The sequence below is a fragment of the Pseudonocardia oroxyli genome (assembly GCF_900102195.1).
GTDB lineage: Bacteria > Actinomycetota > Actinomycetes > Mycobacteriales > Pseudonocardiaceae > Pseudonocardia > Pseudonocardia oroxyli.
On the sequence record NZ_FNBE01000009.1, the window covers coordinates 152,475 to 173,478 of the forward strand.

Consider the following 21,004-nt stretch of genomic DNA (forward strand, 5'->3'; position numbering starts at 1 on the left):
TGGCCCGATGAAGCCGAGTAGGCCGGTCTGGGCCGTGGCTGCGGGCGCGTTCGTCGCCGCGTACGTGACCGTGTCGCTCATGCCGTTGCCCGCTGCCGAGCTCCGGCTCGGCCCGGGCGTGGGGCCCGCGATGCTCGCCGCGGGCGTCGCCGTCCTGCTGGTCGCGGCCTCCCGGCCGCGCGGCGCGACCCGGGGCGTGGTCCCCGGCGTCGGCCTGCTCGGCGCCACGACGGCGGCGTACCCGACCGTGCTGATGCTCGGACTCGTGGTCGGCCTGCTCGCCGACGGCTGGCACATCTTCCCGCTGACGCTGGTCCAGCTGGTGCCGGTGCTGGCCCGTACCAGGGTGGTCGGGAACCGGGACCGGCGCTGGGAGACCGCGATCCTGCTGCTCGCGGTCGTCGGGATCGGGATGGTCGGGCTGGTTCTTGCGGGGGTGCCGGGCGCCGAGGTGCCGTCAGGCGTGCTCTGGTTCGGCTCGTTCCTCCTCGCCCCCATCGCGACCTGGCGAGCCGTCGTCGGGTCCGGCGGCGAGACCCGACGGCGGGCGATCCTCGCCGCGGTGGCGGCGATGATCCCGGTCGCGATCATCGTGTGGTGTACGGCGCTGGGGTTCCTCGCGGCCGGGGTCGGAGCCGGTGAGGACGCGTCGCTCACCGCACTGTTCCTCGGGTTCGCGGTCGGCGCGCTGCTCTGCGGCCTCATCGCGACGGCGACGACGGCCCCCGCGGGCTCGCCCATCCTACGGACCCGGGTTGTGGTCCTGGCGCTCCACGGGGTCCTCGGCACGCTCGTGCTGATCGTCGGCTCCGTCGCCGCGCTGCTCATGCCCGCGATCGCGGCGGGCTGGGCGCTGCTCGCCGGCGCGGCCGTGGCCGGGCTGCTGACCTGGCCCTGGCTGCGGCTGCACGGATGGCTCGCCCGGGTCGTCGACCCCTCCGCCGAGCTGCGCCACGAGCTGTCCCTGGTCGGTGACGTCGGGGAGGGGCAGCATCGCCGCAGCGTCCTGGTGGTGCTGCGCCGACTGGTGGAGGACCCGGATCTCACGCTGGCCTTCCGGGTCGCCCCCGGCACCTGGATCGGGATGGAGGGGACCATGCGGGACCTGCCCGGACACGTCGTGCTCGCCACCACCGACGGGGAGCCGACCGTCGTGGCGCTGCCGGGCGCACCGGAGGGCGCGGCCCGGCTGGACTCCCTCGGCGACCTCGCGGCGATCCTGCGCCCGGCTGCCCAGGAGGCCGCACTCGAGTACGCGTCCGGCCGTGCGGCGGCAGCCGCCGAGGACGAACGTCGCCGCATCGCCCAGGATCTGCACGACGGCCTCCAGGGGCGCCTGCTCGGTCTCGCGCTGAACCTGCAGCTCAGTGGCCGCGGGGTCGACGATCCCGCGACCCGGTTGCTGCTCGAGGAGACGGTCGGGACGCTGCGGTCGGCCGTGGAGGAGGTGCGGGCGCTCGGGGGCGGTCGGCAGCCGGAGCTGCTGGCCCGCGAGGGACTCGCGGTCGCGTTGGGTTCGCTCTTCCGCGCCGCGCGGCCGGTCGTCTCGTTGGACGTGACCGCGGCCCGCTTCCCGCCCGAGGTCGAGACCACGGCGTACTACGTCGCCGGGGAGGCCGTCGCGAACGCGCTCAAGCACGGCTCGCCCAGCCGGGTCGACGTCCGTGTCGAGTTCGCCGCGGGCGCCCTCACCGTGACGGTGACCGACGACGGCCGCGGCGGCGCTGATCCGCGCCTCGGGTCCGGACTGCGCGGCCTCGCCGAGCGGGTCGCCGCCGGAGGTGGGGTGCTGGTGGTCCGCGACGGTGTCCCCACCGGCACCGCCGTCGAGGCGGTGGTCCCGTGCGGATCGTGATCGCCGAGGACCAGGTCCTGCTGCGCGACGGGCTCGTCCGGCTGCTCGAATCGGCAGGACACATCGTCGTCGCGCAGGTCGGGGACGCCCGCGTGCTGGTCGAGGAGGTCAATCGGCACCGCCCCGACCTGGTGATCGCGGACGTGCGGATGCCGCCGACCTACACCGACGACGGCGCCCGCGCCGCCGTCTACCTGCGCGACCGGTTCCCGCAGCTCGCCGTGCTCGTGCTCAGCCAGGCCATCGACCCCACACTCGTCGCCGACCTCGCCGGGGGCCGGGTCACGGCCTTCGGGTACCTGCTCAAGGACCGTGTGTTGGACACCGCCGTGTTCCTGGACGACATCGAGACCGTCGGCTCCGGGGGGACCGTCATCGACCCGGCGGTGCTGGACGGCCACGCCGAGCTCGCGGTGCTCACCGACCGCGAGGTGGAGGTGTTGGGGCGTGTCGCGTCGGGTCGCAGCAACGCCGGCATCGCCGCGGACCTGGTCATCTCCAAACGGACGGTCGAGGCCCACCTCCGCTCGATCGTCGACAAGCTGGGGCTCGAAGCCGGGCCCGAGGACAACCAGCGCGTGCTGGCGGTGCTCACCTGGTTCGCCGGGCGTGTGCAACCCGAGATCCCGGGTGGCCGCTCCTAGACTGCCTTGGTGGTGACTCGCAAGGCCCGGATCGGCGCGCGGCGCCGCAGGCGGGTGGCCGCGGCCGTCAACGACCTGACCGACGCGCAGTGGGCCGCGCTGCGCGAGGCCTGGGGCGGGTGCGCCTACTGCGGCGCGCTCGACGACGCCCCGCAGCGCGACTGCGTCCTGCCCATCTCGCGGGGCGGGCGCTACACCGTCGAGAACGTCGTCCCCGCCTGCCGCTCGTGCAACGCGAGCAAGTGCAACGCCGAGGTCACCGGCTGGATGCGCCGCAAGCGGCTCGACGAGAACGCCTTCCTCCGCCGCTACGTCGAGGTCCGAGCGGCGCTCGCCGTCGCCCCGGACCCCGTCCCGTGAGCGCCCCGCCCGGATGCGGGTCGAGCCGCCCCGGCGCTCAGGCCGGGGCGAGTCGGAACGTGAAGGTAAGCTCGCGCCGCTCCTCGCCGTCCGGGCCGGTGTGCGGCGTGAAGTCGACGACGAGATCGTCCTTGACCCCGAAGACCGCGTCCGAGTCCAGGTAGCGTCCGCCCCGCACGAACAGCTGGGTGACCAGCTGCTGGTGGCCGGGCGAGCGGATCAGGAAGTGCAGGTGGGGGGCCCGGTAGGGGTGCCGCCCGGTCGCGGTCAGCATGCCGCCGACCGGCCCGTCGTCCGGGATCGGGTACTCCGACGGGAGGATGGACCGGAACCGCAGCCTGCCCTCGGCGTCCGTGCGCAGCCGCCCGCGCAGGACGGGACCGTCGAGGTCGGGCAGCTGCACGTCGTAGAAGCCGTTGTCGTCGGACTGCCAGACGTCGACGACCGCGTCCGGCACCGGCCGGTCGGCGGTGTCGGTGACCAGGACGTCCACGGACAGCGGGACGCCGGGGGCGCCGCGGCTGATGTCGCTGCCCTGCGGCAGCTCCGGCGGCCCCTCGACGTAGAAGGGGCCGAGCACCGCGGACGGCGTGCTGTCGGGGGTGCGGGAGTTCGTCAGCAGGTCGACCACGCTGGACAACCCGAGGGTGTCCGAGAGCAGCACGAACTCCTGGCGGGTGTCGCTGGTGATGTGGCCCGCCCGGGTGAGGAAGTCGATGCCGTACTGCCATTCGGGCTGGGTGAGGTCGTTGTCGACGGCGAAGGCGTGCAGGCGCCGCACGAGGTCGGTCAGCAGGTGGCGCAGCCGCGGATCCGGCGTGTCGGCGACGCTCTCGACGACCTGCTCGGTGATGCGGGCCGTCGCCGCTGCCGTCGCCGCTGTGGAGCTCCCCGCGGGGCGCTCGCCCGCCCACGCCCGGCGCAGGAGCCCGGCGAGCCCGTCCCTGGTCAGCGGGGCGGGGTTCGGGTACGGCGTGGCGCTCGCCAGGTCGGCCACCCGGTCGAGGTCGGTCTCGGCGAGCCCGAGCTCCCGCAGCGACGTCGGCCCGCCCGCCCGGCCGATGAGGTCGAACACCGCGGTCGGGGCGTCCTGCCCGTTCGTGGCCCCGAGCGCCTCGGCGATGCGCCGCATGGCCTCCGGGGCGGCGTCGGCGTTGTAGGCCATGGCGTGGGGGAGGACCACGGTGTGGGTCGGGGCGTGCGGGAGGTCGAAGCTGCCGCCGAGGGTGTGGCAGAGCTTGTGGTGCAGGCCCATGCCCACAGAGCCGAGGCAGGTCCCGGCGAGCCAGGCCCCGCGCAGCAGGTCCGAGCGGGTGTCGAGGTCACGGGGGTCCGCGGGCAGTGCGCGCAGCCCGCGGGCCAGCAGCTGGATCGCCTGGAGGGCGAGGGCGTCGGTGACCGGTTCGGCGTCCGGGGAGTACAGGGCCTCGACGGCGTGCGCGAGCGCGTTGACGGCGCTGGTCACCGACATCGCGACGGGCAGGTCCGCGGACAGCTCGACGTCGTAGACGACGGTCTCGGGCAGGATCTCCGGCGCCGAGCGGGTGGTCTTGACACCGTCCGCGGTCTCCCCGAGGACCGGGGTGACCTCCGAGCCGGCGTAGGTGGTCGGGAGCACCACCTGGTCCACCCCGGTCCGGACGGCCAGGGCCTTGGCCAGCCCGGTGGTGGAGCCGCCGCCGACGGCGACGACGCAGTCGGCCCCGACCTCGCGCAGCACCTCGAGCGCGGTGGTCGTCACCTCCACCGGGGTGTGCATCGCGGCACCGTCGAACCGGGCCACGGCGAGCGGACCGAGGGCCTTCTCGACCCGGTCCCCGAGCTCGGCGAGCTCCGGTGAGGCGAGCACCAGCGCCCGGGTGCGGCCGAGCCGCTCCACCTCCTCGGGGACGGTCTCCAGCGTGCCGCGGCCGAACACGATCCGGGCCGGGTGGACTGTGCGGACGAAGCTCGTCACCACGGAGGTGCCTCCTTCTCGGGGCGCGGTCAGGACCGGGACAGTAGCTGGGCGAGGGCCTCGGTGAGCGCCTTCTCGGGATCGGCGGGCAGCTCGTGGGCCCGCCACCCGACGTGCGCGTCCGGCCGGACGAGCACCGCGCCGGACTCGCCGACCTCGCGCAGCCGCGCCCAGTCGTCGTACACGTCGGTGTACTCGCGGCCGGGACCGATGACGTGGGCGTCGATCTCGAGGCCGAGCGTCCGCGCGGCCCCCGCGGAGGCCTCGGCCCAGGCCTGCCCGGAGATGCCGGTCAGCACCGTGAACCGGCCCTTGCCGGTGATGTCGTGGGTGCTCACCTTGTGGCCGCCCCGCCCGAGCCAGCAGTGCGGCAGCCGGGCGCCCGGCCAGGTCGTCGGGTGGTAGTACAGCTCCGGGTCGCGGTCGTGCTCCGGCTCGGGCGTGTCGTCGCCGACGACCGCGCCGGAGCGGTACCGCTGGCCCAGCTCCACGCCGTGGGCGTTGAACTCGTAGTCCTTCAGCTCGAGGGCCTCGCGGAGTGCGATCCGCTGCGCGGCCGCCTCCGGGGTGTCCTCGGACCGGGCGCGCATGCTCGCCAGCTGCGCGGCGGGGTCGTCGGAGTCGGTGAAGCCGAGCGCCTCGAAGATGGGGCCGAACTCTTCGATGGACTTGTTGGCGCGCAGCACGATCTGCTTGCCGACGGGTGCGCGCTCGGCGTCGTAGCTGTCCAGCAGCTCCTCGCCCGCCTCGCCGGAGAGGACCGCGGCCAGCTTCCACGCCAGGTTGTAGGAGTCCTGGATCGAGGTGTTCGAGCCGAGCCCGTTCGACGGCGGGTGCCGGTGGACGGCGTCCCCGGCGCAGAAGACCCGGCCCGCCCGGTAGCGGGTGGCGTACATCTTGTTGTTGCCCCACAACGAGGTGGAGCGGATGGTCACCGGGACGGTGTCGTCGCCGACGAGGTCGTGGACGATCCTGGTCGCCATGGCGTCGTCGACCTCCGGCGGGGCCTGATCGATGTCGTAGCCCCAGACGACCAGCCACTCGTCCCACGGCCGGACCATCCGGACCAGGCCCATCCCGATGCCGCCGATGTTCGAGCCCGGCTGCAGCACCCAGTACAGGACGCTCGGCCGGTGCTCCACGAACTTCGTCAGGTCCGCGTGGAACACGATGTTCATGCTGCCCGCGAGGTCCATCCGGCCCTCGAACGGCAGGCCGACGTCCTGGGCCACCTGGCTGCGGCCGCCGTCGGCGCCGATCACGTACTTGGCCCGGATCGCGTAGGTGTGTCCGGACAGCCGGTCCCGGACCGTCACCGTCACGCCCTCGTCGTCCTGGGCGAGGGAGAGGTACTCGGTGTCGAACCGGATGCGGCTGCCGCGCTCGGCGGCGTGGCCGATCAGGATCGGCTCGAGCAGGGTCTGCGGGAGGTCGCAGTTGTCCGACGGGCTGGCCAGGGTGTAGTCCGCGCGCCGGGCGGGGTGCGTGCCCCACGTCCGCACCCGGCCGATCTCGTCGCCGACGAGGCTGGTGCAGAACACCGTGTCGCCCATGAGGGTCGACGGCGTGCCCTGCGCCCGGATGTCGTCCTCGATCCCCATGTCGCGGAGGATCTCCACGGTCCGCTGGTTGGTGATGTGGGCGCGGGGGGTGTTGGCCGTCCAGCGGTACTTGGTGATGACGATGTGGTCCACGCCGTAGGTCGCCAGGAAGAGGGCCGCGGACGCTCCGGCCGGGCCGCTCCCGATGACCAGCACGTCCGTGCTGAGGATCTGTTCGGCACTGTCCTGCGTTGCGCTCACGCCGCCTCGTCTCTGGGGTGCGATGTCGTCCGGCACCTCTGTGCCTCAGCTCACAAGCCAGGCTATGGACGACTGATTCATTCGTCCAATACCGATTCGGGAGTACTCGTATAGCGTCAGCATATGGTTCTGCGGGATCTGGAGTGCTTCCTGGCCGTCGCCGAGGAGGGCTCGATCAGCCGGGCCGCCGCCGCGCTGCACATGACCCAGCCGCCGCTGACGGTGCGCCTGCAGGCCCTCGAGCGCGAGTTGGGCACCGCGCTCCTGGTGCGCCACGGGCGGGGCGTGACCCTCACGGCGGCCGGGCGGCTGCTGGCCGAACGCAGCCGTCGGCACCTGGCGGACCTCGCGGCGACCTCGGACATGGTGCGGGCCGTCGGCTCGGGAACGCGGGGGGCGCTGCGGGTGGTCGTCGGCCACACGGTCTCGCCGCGGCTGCTGCCGCACCTGACCGGCAGCGCGACCCTGGGGCCGGACGTCGACCTCCGGCTCAGCGAGGTCACCGACGTCGACGTGGTCGAGCGGGTCCACCACCGCGAGGCCCACGCGGGACTCCTGCACCTCCCGCCCGCGGTCCCGGGCGACACCCGCCACGTCCACGGTCGGGCCCAGGGGCTGGAGGTGGCGGTGGTCGCCCGGGAGCCGCTCGTCGCGGTGCTCCCGGAGGGGCACCCGGCCGCGTCCGACGAGCGGGTCGACCTCGCGAGCCTGGCGGGCCCGCGCGTCGTGCTCGCCGACTCCGCCGGGGAGGGGTTCGCCGCCCACACCCGCGCGGTCTGGAGGCTCGTCGCCGGGGACGGGCGCTCCGCCGGGGCCCGCCACGAGGCGGGTTCGATCATGCACGCGCTCGCTCTCGTCGAGGCGGGCGTCGGGGTCACCCTGCTGCCCGCGCAGTACGTGGGGCCTGCCTGGAAGGGGCTCGTGGCCCGGCAGCTGCGCCGGCACACGGCCGTGGTGGAGACGGCCGCGCTGTGGCGGCCGGACGAGGACTCGCCGGTGATGCGGCGGTTCCTGCGGTCCGCCCTGTCCACTCCCGAACCCGACGTGCTGGGGCCCGAGCACGGCAGGCGCCGACCCGAGTCCCCCTCGATCGTCCTCTAGAAGTCCCTGCACTCCTGGTACCGGGCCGACGGCCCGCTGACCCTGGAGGAGATCGCGGCGGAGGTCGCGGACATCCTCCTGCAGCCCTTTCTCGCGGCAGACTGAGCGCACCCTCTCGGCAGAGGGCGTCGCGGGGCCGGGCCCCGCAGCCGACCCCTCGGGAGCGAGACAGTGGACCAGCAGGCCAGAGCCGCCGCCCTCGTCGACGTGTTCGTCTACGTCGTCGTGCTCAACCTCTTCGTCGAGTACCTGCCCGGCGTGGTCACCGAGACCTTCACGGTCTCGCTGCTGACCGCGGTGCTGCTCAAGGTGGTGCTCGAGGTCGTCCTCCTGCTCAAGGGCCGCGCGGTCGACCGCTTCCGGGCGGCCGAGACCGTGCCCGGCAGGATCGGTGCCGGGCTGCTGCTGTGGCTGGTCCTGTTCGGCAGCAAGTTCGCGGTGCTCGAGCTCGTCGACCTGGTCTTCGGTGACCGGGCCGACCTGGGCGGATTCCTGGCGGTGTCCTCGCTCATCGTCGTGCTGATGGCGGCGCGGGGGCTCGTGCGGCGGCTGCTGAGCCCCGTGGACGAGTCCGGCGGGAGGCGTGCGCACTGAGCGCGAGGCGGGGCAAGGGGTCGGTGCGGCCGGCCGAGTGCCGGCTCGTCTACCGCAACCGGTGCGCAGGTGGCCGCGATGGAGCCGGCGCTGCCGCCGGACATGTCCCACGGGTTCGCGGCGTTGCCGCAGTACGAGACCGAGCGGCTGCTCGGTCAGGCACTGGCGCGCCACGGTGTCGAGCCCGAGCGGGGCGTCGAGCCGATCTCCTTCACCCAGGACGAGGACGGCGTGACCGCCGAGCTCGTCGGTCCGGCCGGGGCGGAGACCGTGCGGGCCCGCTACCTCGTCGGGGGCGACGCCGCGCACAGCATCGTGCCCAAGACGCTCGGATTCCGCTTCGAGGGCGGCGCCTTCACCGAGGAGCACATGCTCGGCGACGTCGAGGTCGAGTGGTCGATCCCGCCCGGCTACGGCATCCGTGCCACCCGCGAGGAGGGCGGGAGGGTCCAGGACCTGCTGGTCTGCATCCCGCTGCCGGGCCGGGGCCGCTAACGGATGTCGATGCTCGTCCCGCCGGAGCTGTCCTCGGCCGCGCCCGCGTCGGGCGAGATCGCCCACGGCTTCGAGGCGGGGCGGGCCCCTGAGCTGCACCACATCCAGGCCGTGCTGGACCGGCTCTCACCGGAGCCCACCACGGCCCACACCCTGCGCTGGTCCTCGGTGTTCCGGATCAGTCACCGCATCGCGGGGGCGTACTCGTCGGGACGGGTGTTCATCGCGGGCGACGCCGCACACATCCACCCTGGCCTGGAAGCTCGCCGCCGCGGTCCGCGGCACCGCGGCGCCCGGCCTGCTCGACGGCTACGACGCCGAGCGCCGCCCCATCGGCGAGGAGGTCGTCGGTCGCACGGTGAAGGCCGCCGCAACCGGGGTGCGGTTCGACACGGCGGACCCGTTCCTGGCGATCCGGCGCGAGGCGCAGCTGCTCGTCGGGTACCGGGGGAGCCCGATCGTCGGGCCGGTCGACGAGGCCCTCGCGCCCGGCGTGCCGCAGGCCTGCGACCGGGCTCCCGACGCCCGCGGGCTCGTCCGCGACATCGTGCGGTTCCCGGTCCGGCTCTTCGAGCTGTTCCGCACGCCGGGCCACTCGCTGCTGCTCTACACGGACTCCGCCGCGACGGTCGCCGTCCTCGACGACGTCGCCGATGCGGCACGGGCGGCGTTCGGCGACGACCTCGTCGTGCACGCGGTCCTGGCGGACGGCGTGGCGGCGGCGGGGCTGGTGACACCCGTGCTGCAGGACGCGGCGGGCGAGTTCCGCGCGGCCTACGCGGCCGTCGACGGGACGCTGCTGGGCGTGCGGCCGGACGGGTACTTCGGCCACCGCGGCAGTGTCGCGGACGTCGTCGGATATGCCGCCGGGGTCGTCGCGCCCGCCACTGAGCCGAGTCCGATCACCGGCTGACCGCCGCGGCCCGCCGATGTGGGCGGGGTGCTCCCGGGCCACCTGCGCCGCCAGAGCCGTGGCGGCGGGCCGCCGACTGCGCGAACGGGTCTCGACGATCGCGGCCGGTGAGCCGAGCCCACCGGCCGCGAGCCCTCGCAGCACCCGGGGCCGTCTGTGCCCCGACGACCCGAGGTGCTGCACCTGGCGCCGCCCCCGGGGTCGACGTCATCGGGGAGCTTGCAGCGGGGTCGTCTCGCCACGAGCAGCGGGCACTGCCGGGTATGCCGGAGTCCGGATCAGCGCTCGCCCGATCGGGTGCAACAGCTCGGACGTTCCCAAGCGGTGTCCGTGGACGAGGACGGCTGCGAGGATGTCCGCCGCCCTCATCTCCCCGGTCCGAGGAGGCAGGATCAGCAGGGTTCGGCCGCCGTGCGAACCCTGAACCCGCACCGTGTGCAGGCCGGCCGACGCGCTCATCGCGACCGGACCCGCGGCGGACCGCAGCCGGTCGGCCTCGCTCCAGTCCGCTGGGTGGAAACCGACCCGGGTCAGGGTGCCGAGCACCTGGGCGAGGGGGCCCATCAGCGTCGGGAGCTCCGACGCCGGCACGCAGGTCCGAGGCCACCACGCCCCATCGATCCTCCCGGTCGCAGGTCCGCTGCGCAGCCTCACCCGCGGCGGTTCCGGCCGGTCGTCGAGCCCGGCGTCCACAACGGAGGGACGCACGGCAGTGGTCGTCGACGTCATGTCGATGCTCCGGATCCCCGGACGCAGGGCCCGGCACAGCCGCTCATCGACAACGACCCGGGCTCCGACGCCCGGGCGCGGAATGCTCCCGACGGAGTGAAACTACACCGCCGAGCCGCGCTGTGCGGGAGCGTGAGCCGCGAGATTCGGAGCCCGCGTGACCCCGGCTGGCGCACGACGGAGAGCCAGGACGGAAGCCGGCCGCCCGCTCCGAACCTGCGGGCGAGGTCGACCACACCCACGCTGACCTGAGTGCCCCCGGCAGGATTCGAACCTGCGGCACCCGCTTTAGGAGAGCGGTGCTCTATCCCCTGAGCTACGAGGGCCTGCGGTGAGCCTACCGTGGCTTTCTCCTTCTCCTCCCCGCGCCCTTCGGGGGCCTGGGGCACATCCGGGGCGGCCGGCGCGGGGTCAGGGGGTGAGGCAGAAGGGGTGGCCTGCCGGGTCCAGGAGGACGCGCCACCGTCCGTCGCCGGGTTGATGGTCCGGTTTGACCGCGCCGAGTCGGAGGGCCAGCTCTTCGAGCTCATCGACGTCGTCGGCGCGGAAGTCGAGGTGCAGCTGCGGGGGCACGTCCTGACCAGGCCACTGCGGGGCCCGGTATCGGTCGACCTTCTGGAACCCCAGTGCGAAGGCGGAGTCGTCGGTCAGCGCGACGTACCCGTCCGAGCTGAAGAGTGTGCGCATCCCGGTCAGTGCACCGTAGAAGCTCGCCAGGGTCTGCGGGTCGGCGCAGTCGAGGGTCACGCCTCGCAGTACGGCCACTGGCACGATCGGCTCCTCGGGGTCGGCGCGCCTCTCCGGAGCCGCGCCGGCGGACCGTACTCGGCAGGACCGCCGCCGTGGTACTCGTTTCCGCTCTCGGAACCGTGTTGCGGTGTGTTTGCGTCGGCGGTCGGGGCGTCGAGGGATCCGGCTGGTGCCGGCTAGCGTCGGGTCGTGATCGTCGAGCAGGTGGTGCGGTTCGTCTCCGGGCGGCGTGCGCGGGTGGTCGCGATGGGGCCGGTGGGGTTTCGCGGCGGGGAGAGTCCGCGGCGGTCCGTGCGGCTGCTGCACGAGGCCGCGGGACGGCCCGGGACCTGGGCGCGCCTCGACGCACTGATCGGAGACGACGATCTCTGGACGCGGCCGATCGCCGTCCCCGCCGAGCTGCGCGACCTGGTGGCGGAGCTGGTCTGGCGGACGCAGGTCGCGCTGCCGGACGGCCTGGACCTGCGATGGACCTCCGCCGGAGCCCACCTCGCCCATTCCTTCGGGGCTCGCTACGTCGTGTTCGCGACGGCCGTCGGCACGGCCCCCGACCACGGCGTCGGCGACCCGCCGCCGGGCACCCTGGAGGGCCTGCTCGCGCATGGTCAGGCGTCGACGCGGTCCGGGGCGCCCTCGCTCTCGGAGCGGGGGTCCGGGATCTCGGGCGACGGGTGGCGACGCTCGAGGGAGGCACCCTCCACGTCGACGTCGGGCAGGATGCGGTCGAGCCACCGGGGCAGCCACCACGCCGCGTCGCCCGCGAGGTGCATGACCGCCGGGATGATCAGCATCCGGACGACGAACGCGTCGAGCAGGACGCCGATCGCCAGGCCGAAGCCCATCGGCCGGACCATCGCGAGGTGGGAGAACACGAACCCGCCGAACACCGAGAACATGATGATCGCGGCGGCGGTGACCACGGCGCGGCCCGCGTGCAGGCCCTCCATGACCGCGCGGCGGGCAGGCGTCCCGTGCGCGAACGCCTCCCGCATGCCGGACACCAGGAACAGCTGGTAGTCCATGGCGAGTCCGAAGAGGACGCCGACCAGGATCGTCGGGAGGAAGTTCAGCACCGGGCCCGGGTCGTGGACGCCGAAGACGCCGCCCAGCCAGCCCCACTGGTAGATCGCGACCACCGCGCCCATGGCGGCGAAGTAGGAGAGGACGAACCCGGCCGTCGCGGTGACCGGCACCAGGATGGAGCGGAACACCAGGATCATGATCAGCAGGGACAGCCCGACGACGACCCCGAGGTAGAGCGGCAGCGCGGCGGCCAGCTTGGCCGAGATGTCGATGTTGCCCGACGGCACGCCCGCGACCGCGAACCCGTCGGCGCGCAGGGTGTCGACGAGCTCCTCGGTCGATTCCGCGGTCGGCCCCTGTGCGGGGACGACCTGGTAGACGGTGAAGTCCGCGGTGGCGGCGATCTGGGCGACGCCGGCGACGTCCGGCACCGCGCCGATGGCGGAGGCCACCGCGACCTGCGACGCGGGGTCGACCGGCCCGTCCGCGACGACGACCAGGGTGCCGTTCTGGCCCGCCCCGAACTTCTCGGCCACCACCGAGTAGGCCTGGTACTGCGTGGAGTCCTGCGGCTCCGAGGACCCGTCCGGCAGGCCGAGGCGCAGCGACAACGCGGGCAGCGCGACGACCACGAGCAGGCCGATCCCGACGACCGTCCGCACGACGGCGCTGCGCGTGCGCATCGGGGGGACCGGCGCGGCGTGCGAGCTCGACCGGGTGCCGCGGACCTTGCGCGGCAGCACCCGCGGGCCGAGCAGGGAGAGCAGTGCCGGGGTGAGCGTGACGGCGACGAGTACCGCGATCGCGACGCACGCCGCGGCGACGGTGCCCATCATGCCGAGGAAGGGGATGCCGGTGACGTTGAGCGCGGCGAGCGCGATCACGACGGTGAACCCCGCGAACACGACGGCGTTGCCGGACGTGCCGTTGGCCAGCGCGATCGAGTCCTCCACCGCCATGCCCGCCCGGAGCTGCCTGCGGTGTCGGTTGAGGATGAACAGCGAGTAGTCGATGCCGACGGCGAGGCCGAGCATGAGGCCCAGGATCGGCGTCACGGACGTCATGTCGACGACACCGGACAGCGCCATCGCCCCGGCCACGCCCACCCCGACCCCGATCAGCGCGGTCAGGATGGGCAGCCCGGCCGCGAGCAGCGTGCCGAGCATGACCACCAGCACGATCCCGGCGATCACCACGCCGATGATCTCGCCGGGGCCCGCCAGCCCGTCGACGCTCTGGGTGAGCTCGGAGGACACGTCGACCACGACGCCCGGGACGTCGGTGCCCCGCACCGCGGCCACGACCGCGTCCTTGGTCGCGGTCGTCACCTCCATCTGCGGGGCGGTGAACGCGACGGTGGCGATCGCGGCGCTGCCGTCGGCCGAGACGGTGCGGATGCCCTCGGCCAGGCGCAGCTGCGACTCGCCGAGCTCGATCTGCGGGGTCTGGGCGGCGAGCTGGGCGCGGCCCGCGTCGATCTGCTGCTGCTGGGGGGCGAGCGCGGAGGCCGGTGCCCCGGCGGCGCGCGCGGCGTCGAGCTGGGCCTGGCCGGCGTCGAGCTGGGCCCGCGCCTGGTCGAGCTGGGCCCGGCCGGCCGCGAGCTGCTGCGCGCCCTGCTCGCGCTGCGCGGCGATCGCGAAGGGGTCGACCACCTGGCGGACACCGTCGACCTGCCCGGCGCGGGCCAGCACGGCGGAGATCTCCTGGCGCTGCGCCGCGGTGAACGGCGAGCCGTCCGCGGTGTGCAGCACGACCAGGCCGACGCCGCCACCCGCCTCGGGCAGCTCGGCCGACAGCCGCTGTGAGACCTCGTCCGTCGGGGTGCCGGGGATCGTGATCGCGGTGGTCAGCGCGCCGCCGAACAGCGCGAACCCGGCCACCGCCGCGGCCAGCAGGGCGATCCACGCGGCCACGACCCGCCAGGCGTGGCGGGCCGAGAACCGGCCGAGGCGGTGGAGGAGTTCAGCCATCAGAAGGCCTTTCGCAGGGTCGAGACGAGGTGGTCGAGGAGGCGGTCCCATTCCGCCCGGGTGGCGGCGTCGTCGGTGGCGCCGGTGCGCTCCCACCAGTGCCCGTGCAGGACGAGCACCCCGGAGAGCAGGGCTCCGACGGCGAGCTCGACGTCGAGCCGGTCGACGGTGGGGTAGCGCTCGGTCGCGGCGGCGCTCAGGTGCCGGGTGCAGCGGCCGAAGGCGGTCTCGACGAAACCGCGGACGCGGGGGTCGTCGTGGTGGCCGCCGAGCGCGCGGGTGAGGTAGGCCATCGGGCCGACGAGGTCGGTGACCCGCATGGCCCCGACGACGTCGTCGACCACGGCCTTGATCGTCGGCTCGCCCGGGGGAGCGGCGGCGGCCGCGGCGAGGAAGCCGTCGACCAGCACGTCGAGCACCTCGGTGCAGGCGGCGAGCAGGATCTCGTCGAGCGTGGCGAAGTGGTTGAACACCGTCCGCCGCGAGACACCGGCCCGTTCGGCCACGGTGTCGACCGTCAGCCCTTCGGGGCCGTGCGTGCTCGTGAGGGCCAACGCGGCGTCGATCAGGGCACGGTGCGTGCGCGCCTTCTGCGCATCACGCGCCACGGAGGTCACTCGATCGAGCGTAGGAGCCTCGTTGCACTGAGTGCAACGAGACGCGCGACACTCCGCGGAAGGCTTTGAAGCGCTTTAGAGTTGAACCGGTCGTCTCCGTTCCCGGATCAGTGAGGACAGTGCCGTGCGGCTCCCGCTGCTCGTGCTGGCCCTGGGCGCCTTCGCGCTCGGGACCGGCGAGTTCACCGTGATGGGGCTGCTGCCGCAGGTCGCCTCCGACCTGGCGATCAGCATCCCCCAGGCGGGCAACCTCGTGTCCGCGTACGCGATCGGCGTCGTCGTGGGCGCCCCGCTGCTGATCGCCGCGGCCACCCGGCTGCCGCGTCGGCAGGCGCTGATCCTCACGATCGGGCTCTACGGCGTGGCCCACCTGCTGTCGGCGGTGGCGCCGAACTACCCGCTGCTGCTCGTCGCCCGGTTCCTCTCCGGCCTTCCCCACGGCGCGTACTTCGGGATCGCGGCGATCGTGGCCGGGATGCTGGCCCGCCCGGAGCGACGGGCGCGCGCCATGGCGCAGGTGTTCATGGGGCTGACGGTCGCCAACATCGTCGGGGTGCCGCTGTCCACGCTGCTCGGGCAGCTCGTCGGCTGGCGCTGGACCTTCGCCCTGGTGGGGGTGATCGCGCTGGCCACCGCGGTCGCCGTCCGGTTCGTGGTGCCGGACGTCCGGCCCGACGGCGAGCCCGCGCGGCTCGCCGACGAGCTCCGCGCGCTGACCCGGCGCCCGGTCTGGATGAGCCTGGCCGTCGCGGTCGTCGGCGGCGCGGCGCTGTTCACCAGCTACAGCTACATCGCGCCGATGCTCACCGAGGTGGCCGGCTACCCCGAGGCGGCGATCACGCTCGTCCTGGCGATGTTCGGCGTCGGGATGACCGTCGGGAACGTCATCGGCGCGCGGCTCGCCGACTGGGACCCCCTGCGCGCGATCCTCCTCGTGCTGCCGACGATCGCGGTGGTCGCGCTGGCCCTCGTGCCCGCGATGCACCACCCGGTCAGCGCGGCGATCGTCTTGTTCCTGTTCGCCATCGCCACCTTCGCGGTGCTGCCGAGCGTCCAGCTGCGCATCATCGACGGCGCCGCGGGCGCCCCGCACATGGCGGCGGGCTCGATGCACGCCGCGTTCAACCTGGCCAACGCCGCCGGGGCGTGGCTGGGAGGGGCGGCGATCGCCGCCGGTTTCGGCCTGACCTCGCCGAACGTCGTCGCCGCGGCTCTGGCGCTGCTCGGCCTGGGCATCGCGCTGATCACGGCGCGGGTGGAGCGCCGGGTGCCCGCAACGTCAGCAGCGTGATCTCGGGCGGGGACCCGACGCGCACCGGCGGGCCCCAGAACCCCAGGCCGCGGGTCACGTAGAGCCACGTCGGGCCGACCCTCGTCAGGCCGGCGAGCACCGGCTGGTCGACCAACGCGACGTGGGTCAGCGGGGTGAGCTGCCCGCCGTGCGTGTGCCCGGAGATCTGCAGGTCGACGCCCGCCCGCGCGGCCTGGTCGACCATCACCGGTTGGTGCGCGAGCAGCACCACCGGCTCGGCCGGGTCCCGTCCGGCCAGCGCCCTGTCGAGGTCGAAGCCGTGCCCGGGCACGCCGGAGGCCGCTGCGACGCGGTCGTCGCACCCCGCCAGGTGCAGCACCGCGTCCCCGCGCCGCAGGGTCACCCGCTCGTTGCGCAGCACCCGGACGCCGAGGGTGGGCAGCAGGTCCACCCAGCCCGTCACCCCCGAGTAGTACTCGTGGTTGCCGGTGACGAAGTAGGTGTCCGCGACGAGGTCGCGCAGCGGTTCGGCGTAGCCGCCGATCTCGGAGGCCTGCCCGTCGACGAGGTCGCCGACCACCGCCACCACGTCCGGGCCCGCGGCGTTGAGGGTGGCGACGAACCCGCGCAGGTCCTCGGCATCGACCAACGGCTCGAGGTGGATGTCGGAGACGGCGGCGACGGTGAAGCCGTCGAACGCGGGATCGAGACGGTCGAGCAGGACGTCGCGGCGCTCGACGCGCGGCCGCCTCGCCTCGATCGCCCCGTACGTCACCGTGCCCACCGCCGCGACACCGGCGACGGCGGCGATCGAGCCGGAGAGGAAGCGCCTGCGCTCGGGGCTGACCCGGACGGCGGGCCGGACCAGTTCGCCCACCAGCAGCGCCAGGCCGAGGTAGAGCAGCACCGCGAACCACAGGTACGCCGTGTAGTTCAGCGCGGTCGCGTACTCGATCGGCAGGACCCGGCGGGTCAGGAAGACCGCGGCGACCAGCGCGAACAACGCGCCCAGCAGGACGCCGCCCACGATCCGGGCCCGGCGGGAGCCGACGACGTCGTGCACCACCCGCTTGTAGAGGTAGAGGTGGACCAGCAGCAGGAGCGCGAGGATGCCGAGCGAGAAGCCCACCGCCGAACCCTCTCAGACGGATCTCAGACCGGCGTACCAGACTGGGCCCATGCGAATCCTCGTCGTGGACGACGACCGCTCGGTGCGCGAGTCGCTGCGTCGGTCGCTCGCCTTCAACGGCTACCAGGTCGACCTGGCGAGCGACGGCTACGGCGCCCTCGAGGCCGTCGACGCCCAGCGGCCGGACGCGATGGTCCTCGACGTGATGATGCCCCGGCTCGACGGGCTGGAGGTCTGCCGCCGGATGCGCGCGGCGGGTGACGAGCTGCCGATCCTCGTGCTCACCGCGCGGGACGCGGTGAGCGACCGGGTCGCGGGCCTCGACGCGGGCGCGGACGACTACCTGCCGAAACCCTTCGCCCTCGAGGAGCTGTTGGCCCGCCTGCGGGCGCTGCTGCGGCGCCGCTCGCTCGACGACATCGCCGCCGCGGCCCACACGCCCGCGCTGGAGTTCTCGGACCTCTCGCTGGACCCGGACACCCGCGACGTGCGGCGGGGCGAGCGGGCGATCAGCCTGACCCGCACCGAGTTCTCGCTGCTGGAGCTGCTGCTGCAGAACCCGCGCCGAGTGCTGACCAGGGCGAACATCCTCGAGCAGGTCTGGGGCTACGACTTCCCGACGACCGGGAACGCCCTCGAGGTCTACATCGGCTACCTGCGGCGCAAGACCGAGGCGGAGGGCGAGCCGCGGTTGATCCACACCGTCCGCGGCGTCGGGTACGTGCTGCGCGAGACGCCCCCGTGACGACGGTCTCCCTGGAGCGGTTCAGCCTCCGGGCCCGGATCGGGGTCCTGGCGGCGGCGGTGGCGGCGGCCGCGGTGGTGCTGGTGTCCGCGGCGGCCTTCTTCATCGTGCGCAACAGCATCCTCGCCACGCTCGACGACAACCTCCTCGACCGCGCGACGTCCGCGGCGCAGAGCTCCCTGGCCCGCCCCGAGCTGCTGGCGACCGTGCCGTCGGAGATCCTCGGCGCCGGGGACATCAAGGTGGCGCTGCTCTACTCCTCGGGCCTGGCCCAGTCCGCCGAGGGGCAGGCGTCCGCGCCGCCGCTGTCCGACGCGGAACTCCAGGTCGCCCGCGGCGCGGAGACCCAGTCCGTGCGGTCGGCGGCGGGCTACCGGGTCGTCGCCGTGCAGGCGGGCGAGGGCCGCGCGCTGGTCATCGCCCAGAAGGAGGAGGCCACCCGGGCCGTGCTGGCCGAGCTGGGCACCGCGCTGCCGGTCATCGGCGGGATCGGCGTGGTGCTGGCGGGACTCGCGGGCGCCGCGGTGGCGCGGGCGGGCCTGCGGCCGGTGCAACGGCTGACCGAGGCCACCGAGCGGGTCACGGCGACCGGGCAGCTCACCCCGATCACGGTCAGCGGTTCCGACGAGCTGGCCCGGCTGAGCCAGAGCTTCAACGAGATGCTCGGCGCCCTCGCCGCCTCCCAGGAGCAGCAGCGGCGCCTCGTCGCGGACGCGGGACACGAGCTGCGCACCCCGCTGACCTCGCTGCGGACCAACCTGGAGCTGTTGTCGGCAGCAGAGCAGCCGGGGGCCCCCGCGCTGCCGCGCGAGGACCGCGAGGAGATGCTGACCGACGTCCGGGCGCAGGTCGAGGAGCTGACCCAGCTGATCGGCGACCTCACCGAGCTGGCCCGAGACGACGCACCGCAGGCGGCCCGGGAGCCGGTCGAGCTGGTCGACGTCGTCGAGCGCGCCCTGGAGCGGGTCCGCCGCCGGGCGGGCCCCGACACGGGGTTCGACGTGACGCTCGTGCCGTGGACCCTGGTCGGCGAGGCCGCGGCCCTGGAACGCGCGGTGCTGAACCTGCTGGACAACGCCGTGAAGTGGAGTCCGCCGGGTGGGCACGTGCGGCTGCGGATGGTGGCGTTGGACGACTGGACGGTCGTGATCGAGGTCGCCGACTCCGGGCCCGGCATCGCCGAGGCGGACCGACCGCACGTCTTCGAGCGGTTCTACCGCGCCGACACCTCCCGCACGATGCCCGGTTCCGGGCTGGGGCTGGCGATCGTGCGGCAGGTCGCGGTGCGGCACGGGGGAGCGGTGTGGGCGGACAAGGCTCCCGAGGGCGGCGCGCTGCTCTGCCTGCGCCTGCCCGGCCGCCGCGCCGACCTACCAACCCTCGGGTAGCCCGGCGCTGAGCTGCCAGGACACCCCGTACCGGTCGGTGACGAAGGCGAAGGGGCCGAAGCCGTAGTCGCCGAGCGGCATCAGGGCCGCCCCGCCCTCCAGCAGGGCGCCGGTGAGCTTCTCCAGCTCCTCCGGGCCGTCACACGTCACGAACAGCGAGACGCCCGGCGTGAAGTCCCAGGCGTGCCGCACGGGCGAGTCGAACGCGCGGACCCGCTGCCCGGCGACCCGGAAGACGGCCTGCTGGACCGCGCCCTCCGGGGTGTGCAGGAGCGTGAGGACCTCGCCGTCGGCGAAGAGCCCGGTGTAGAACCGCAGGGCCTCCTCGGCCTCGCCGTTCTGGAACATGAGGAACGGTTCCAGGGTGGTCATGCCATGGCCTTCAGCCAGGTGGTCCACGTGTCCTTGATGCCCGTGGCGTCGCCCGTCTCGTGGTGACCGACCGCCAGGCACATGCCGAGCAGCGAGCGCTCGTGGAAGCGGACCAGCGCCGTGTCGGTGCGGATCCCGAGGTAGCCCTCGACGCGTCGGTCGACGACGCCGGGACCGACCGGAGTCTCGACCCGGTCGCCCTCCTGCGGGTCGTCCAGCGCGGCGAGCACGTTCCGCCAGACCTGGGAGGTCGGCGGGTGCGCGGCCACGTCCGGGCTCGGTGGCGCTTCGGCCTCGACGTAGACGGCGGGGCGGCCGGGGAAGTGCCGCAGGTACTCGGCGAGGGTGAAGAAGTAGAGATCCCACCCGAAGGCGGTCATGGTGTCCCACTCGTCGCCCCAGTCCGCCTCGCGGATGCCGCTGTGGACGAACCGCAGCACGGACGTGCCGCCGCTCGCCGCCTCGACGACGTACTCGATGGCCTGGGTGCCGAAGCGCTGCTCGAGCCGGTGGGGCGGGTCCTCGGTGATGCCGCCCGCAGCATCGTCCGGAGCCTCGTCGAAGGTCATGAACCACCCGGCCTGGCCCTCACGGGTCGCGATGGCGCGCCACACCTCCTCGGGGGTGGCGGGGAGGGCGATTTCCCGGCGGATCTCGAAGTTCACTGCTTCTCCATGCTGGGGTGGAGGGCGACCACGACGCGATGCGGCCTGCCCTGGTCGGAGTGGTACTTGGCGACGAGACCCCGGACGGACTCGCCCAGCTCCTCGGCGAACGCCGCCCGGTCGGCGGCGGTGGCGAAGGTGATCTCCCCGTCGATCGCGAAGGTCGCGATCCGCCGCCCCCGGGCACCGGTGATCAGCGCACCGACCTCCCGGACCAGCCGCGCGGCCAGCGCCAGCAGCCACTGGGCGGAGAGCTTGTCCGGTTCGCGATCGGGGTCCGGGGCGACGAGCGCCCAGGCCTGCGGCGAGATGACCACGGCGGCCGCGGTGGCCTGCATGACGCGCTCGGTCATGTTGCCCTTGCGACGCTCCTCGACCAGCTCGACGAGCCCGTGCGCCTCCAGGGCGTGCAGGTGGTAGTTGACCTTCTGCCGCGTCATGGACAGGTCCATGGCCAGGCTGGTGGCCGAGCCGGGTTCGCGCAGCGCCCCCAACAGGCGGGCGCGGACGGGGTCGAGCGCCACCGCCGCGGCGGCGGGGTCCTCGATCACCGTGGTGCTCTGCATGGCGACGACCGTCCCACCGACAAGTAGTCCTGTCAAGGAGGAGAGTGTTGTCGGTGCGTCCCGCGCGCGGATCGTCG

At 73.8% G+C, this 21,004-nt stretch carries 21 protein-coding genes, 1 tRNA gene and 1 pseudogene; 12 read left to right on the forward strand and 11 right to left on the reverse strand.

Annotated features, from left to right (window positions below):
* Positions 1–7 precede the first annotated feature (7 nt).
* The 3 genes from BLS43_RS15435 to BLS43_RS15445 are packed head-to-tail and all read left to right on the forward strand — an operon-like array spanning position 8 to position 2,859.
* Entirely contained in the window at positions 8–1,855 is a 1,848-nt protein-coding gene (locus BLS43_RS15435) for a sensor histidine kinase (RefSeq protein ID WP_143030064.1), read from the forward strand.
* Positions 1,843–2,499, forward strand: a complete 657-nt coding sequence (locus tag BLS43_RS15440; RefSeq protein WP_093084744.1) for a response regulator transcription factor — start codon at positions 1,843–1,845, stop codon at positions 2,497–2,499. The genes BLS43_RS15435 and BLS43_RS15440 overlap by 13 nt, the downstream gene beginning before the upstream one ends.
* Before the next feature lie 9 nt (positions 2,500–2,508).
* Positions 2,509–2,859 carry an HNH endonuclease gene (locus tag BLS43_RS15445; protein WP_245707512.1) on the forward strand — a complete coding sequence of 117 codons (351 nt, stop codon included), beginning with the start codon at positions 2,509–2,511 and terminating at the stop codon, positions 2,857–2,859.
* A 37-nt stretch (positions 2,860–2,896) separates the two neighbouring features.
* On the opposite strand, the gene BLS43_RS15450 is transcribed toward BLS43_RS15445, so the two are convergent.
* Both BLS43_RS15450 and BLS43_RS15455 read right to left on the reverse strand, forming a co-directional pair.
* On the reverse strand, positions 2,897–4,819 hold the full coding sequence (locus BLS43_RS15450; RefSeq protein ID WP_425438548.1) for a maleylacetate reductase and hydroxyquinol 1,2-dioxygenase domain-containing protein: 1,923 nt from the start codon (positions 4,817–4,819) through the stop codon (positions 2,897–2,899).
* 26 nt (positions 4,820–4,845) lie between these two features.
* Positions 4,846–6,618, reverse strand: a complete 1,773-nt coding sequence (locus BLS43_RS15455) for an FAD-dependent oxidoreductase (RefSeq protein ID WP_093084750.1) — start codon at positions 6,616–6,618, stop codon at positions 4,846–4,848.
* A gap of 123 nt (positions 6,619–6,741) precedes the next feature.
* Between BLS43_RS15455 and BLS43_RS15460 the strand changes: the two genes are divergently transcribed.
* From BLS43_RS15460 to BLS43_RS31130, 6 genes and pseudogenes are all read left to right on the forward strand, one after another.
* Positions 6,742–7,719 (forward strand): LysR family transcriptional regulator, encoded by a 978-nt coding sequence (locus tag BLS43_RS15460; protein ID WP_093084753.1) that lies wholly within the window; start codon positions 6,742–6,744, stop codon positions 7,717–7,719.
* Positions 7,720–7,725: 6 nt separating this feature from the next.
* Positions 7,726–7,824 (forward strand): TetR-type transcription factor C-terminal domain-containing protein, encoded by a 99-nt coding sequence (locus BLS43_RS32030; RefSeq protein ID WP_176921348.1) that lies wholly within the window; start codon positions 7,726–7,728, stop codon positions 7,822–7,824.
* A 66-nt stretch (positions 7,825–7,890) separates the two neighbouring features.
* A complete protein-coding gene (locus BLS43_RS15465) occupies positions 7,891–8,313 on the forward strand; it encodes a hypothetical protein (protein WP_093084756.1) in 423 nt (140 codons plus the stop codon).
* Between the two features lie 78 nt (positions 8,314–8,391).
* Positions 8,392–8,808, forward strand: coding sequence for an FAD-dependent monooxygenase (locus tag BLS43_RS30545; RefSeq protein WP_245707522.1), 417 nt, complete (start codon positions 8,392–8,394; stop codon positions 8,806–8,808).
* Between the two features lie 9 nt (positions 8,809–8,817).
* A pseudogene (locus BLS43_RS31125) lies at positions 8,818–9,151 on the forward strand (FAD-dependent monooxygenase); the annotation flags it as partial.
* Between the two features lie 15 nt (positions 9,152–9,166).
* On the forward strand, positions 9,167–9,721 hold the full coding sequence (locus tag BLS43_RS31130; RefSeq protein ID WP_245707526.1) for an FAD-dependent monooxygenase: 555 nt from the start codon (positions 9,167–9,169) through the stop codon (positions 9,719–9,721).
* Between the two features lie 207 nt (positions 9,722–9,928).
* Here the strand turns inward: BLS43_RS31130 and BLS43_RS32035 are convergent, their stop codons facing one another.
* The 5 genes from BLS43_RS32035 to BLS43_RS15495 all read right to left on the reverse strand — a co-directional run bounded on the left by BLS43_RS32035 (position 9,929) and on the right by BLS43_RS15495 (position 14,810).
* Complete coding sequence (locus BLS43_RS32035) at positions 9,929–10,450, reverse strand: DUF5994 family protein (RefSeq protein ID WP_425438549.1); 522 nt, start codon at positions 10,448–10,450, stop codon at positions 9,929–9,931.
* 253 nt (positions 10,451–10,703) lie between these two features.
* A tRNA-Arg gene (locus BLS43_RS15480) sits at positions 10,704–10,776 on the reverse strand.
* A gap of 85 nt (positions 10,777–10,861) precedes the next feature.
* Positions 10,862–11,221 carry a VOC family protein gene (locus tag BLS43_RS30555; RefSeq protein ID WP_218129838.1) on the reverse strand — a complete coding sequence of 120 codons (360 nt, stop codon included), beginning with the start codon at positions 11,219–11,221 and terminating at the stop codon, positions 10,862–10,864.
* A gap of 584 nt (positions 11,222–11,805) precedes the next feature.
* On the reverse strand, positions 11,806–14,193 hold the full coding sequence (locus BLS43_RS15490; protein WP_093084761.1) for an MMPL family transporter: 2,388 nt from the start codon (positions 14,191–14,193) through the stop codon (positions 11,806–11,808).
* Positions 14,193–14,810, reverse strand: a complete 618-nt coding sequence (locus tag BLS43_RS15495) for a TetR/AcrR family transcriptional regulator (RefSeq protein ID WP_093084764.1) — start codon at positions 14,808–14,810, stop codon at positions 14,193–14,195. The genes BLS43_RS15490 and BLS43_RS15495 overlap by 1 nt, the downstream gene beginning before the upstream one ends.
* Before the next feature lie 124 nt (positions 14,811–14,934).
* Here BLS43_RS15495 and BLS43_RS15500 point away from each other — a divergent pair, with 124 nt between their 5' ends.
* Positions 14,935–16,101, forward strand: a complete 1,167-nt coding sequence (locus tag BLS43_RS15500; protein ID WP_093084770.1) for an MFS transporter — start codon at positions 14,935–14,937, stop codon at positions 16,099–16,101.
* Here BLS43_RS15500 and BLS43_RS15505 read toward each other — a convergent pair.
* On the reverse strand, positions 16,055–17,191 hold the full coding sequence (locus BLS43_RS15505; RefSeq protein WP_245707513.1) for a metallophosphoesterase: 1,137 nt from the start codon (positions 17,189–17,191) through the stop codon (positions 16,055–16,057). The genes BLS43_RS15500 and BLS43_RS15505 overlap by 47 nt on opposite strands.
* Before the next feature lie 49 nt (positions 17,192–17,240).
* On the opposite strand from BLS43_RS15505, the gene BLS43_RS15510 reads away from it, so the two are divergent.
* Together BLS43_RS15510 and BLS43_RS15515 are read left to right on the forward strand one after the other, a co-directional pair.
* On the forward strand, positions 17,241–17,936 hold the full coding sequence (locus BLS43_RS15510) for a response regulator transcription factor (protein WP_093084773.1): 696 nt from the start codon (positions 17,241–17,243) through the stop codon (positions 17,934–17,936).
* Complete coding sequence (locus BLS43_RS15515; protein WP_093084776.1) at positions 17,933–19,324, forward strand: HAMP domain-containing sensor histidine kinase; 1,392 nt, start codon at positions 17,933–17,935, stop codon at positions 19,322–19,324. Before BLS43_RS15510 ends, BLS43_RS15515 begins: the two co-directional genes overlap by 4 nt.
* On the opposite strand, the gene BLS43_RS15520 is transcribed toward BLS43_RS15515, so the two are convergent.
* The 3 genes from BLS43_RS15520 to BLS43_RS15530 are packed head-to-tail and all read right to left on the reverse strand — an operon-like array spanning position 19,307 to position 20,927.
* Positions 19,307–19,696, reverse strand: coding sequence for a VOC family protein (locus BLS43_RS15520; protein ID WP_093084778.1), 390 nt, complete (start codon positions 19,694–19,696; stop codon positions 19,307–19,309). The two genes, BLS43_RS15515 and BLS43_RS15520, sit on opposite strands and share 18 nt — an antisense overlap.
* Positions 19,693–20,361 carry an SRPBCC family protein gene (locus tag BLS43_RS15525; protein ID WP_093084781.1) on the reverse strand — a complete coding sequence of 223 codons (669 nt, stop codon included), beginning with the start codon at positions 20,359–20,361 and terminating at the stop codon, positions 19,693–19,695. Before BLS43_RS15525 ends, BLS43_RS15520 begins: the two co-directional genes overlap by 4 nt.
* On the reverse strand, positions 20,358–20,927 hold the full coding sequence (locus tag BLS43_RS15530) for an ArsR/SmtB family transcription factor (protein ID WP_093084784.1): 570 nt from the start codon (positions 20,925–20,927) through the stop codon (positions 20,358–20,360). The genes BLS43_RS15525 and BLS43_RS15530 overlap by 4 nt, the downstream gene beginning before the upstream one ends.
* Between the last annotated feature and the right edge of the window lie 77 nt (positions 20,928–21,004).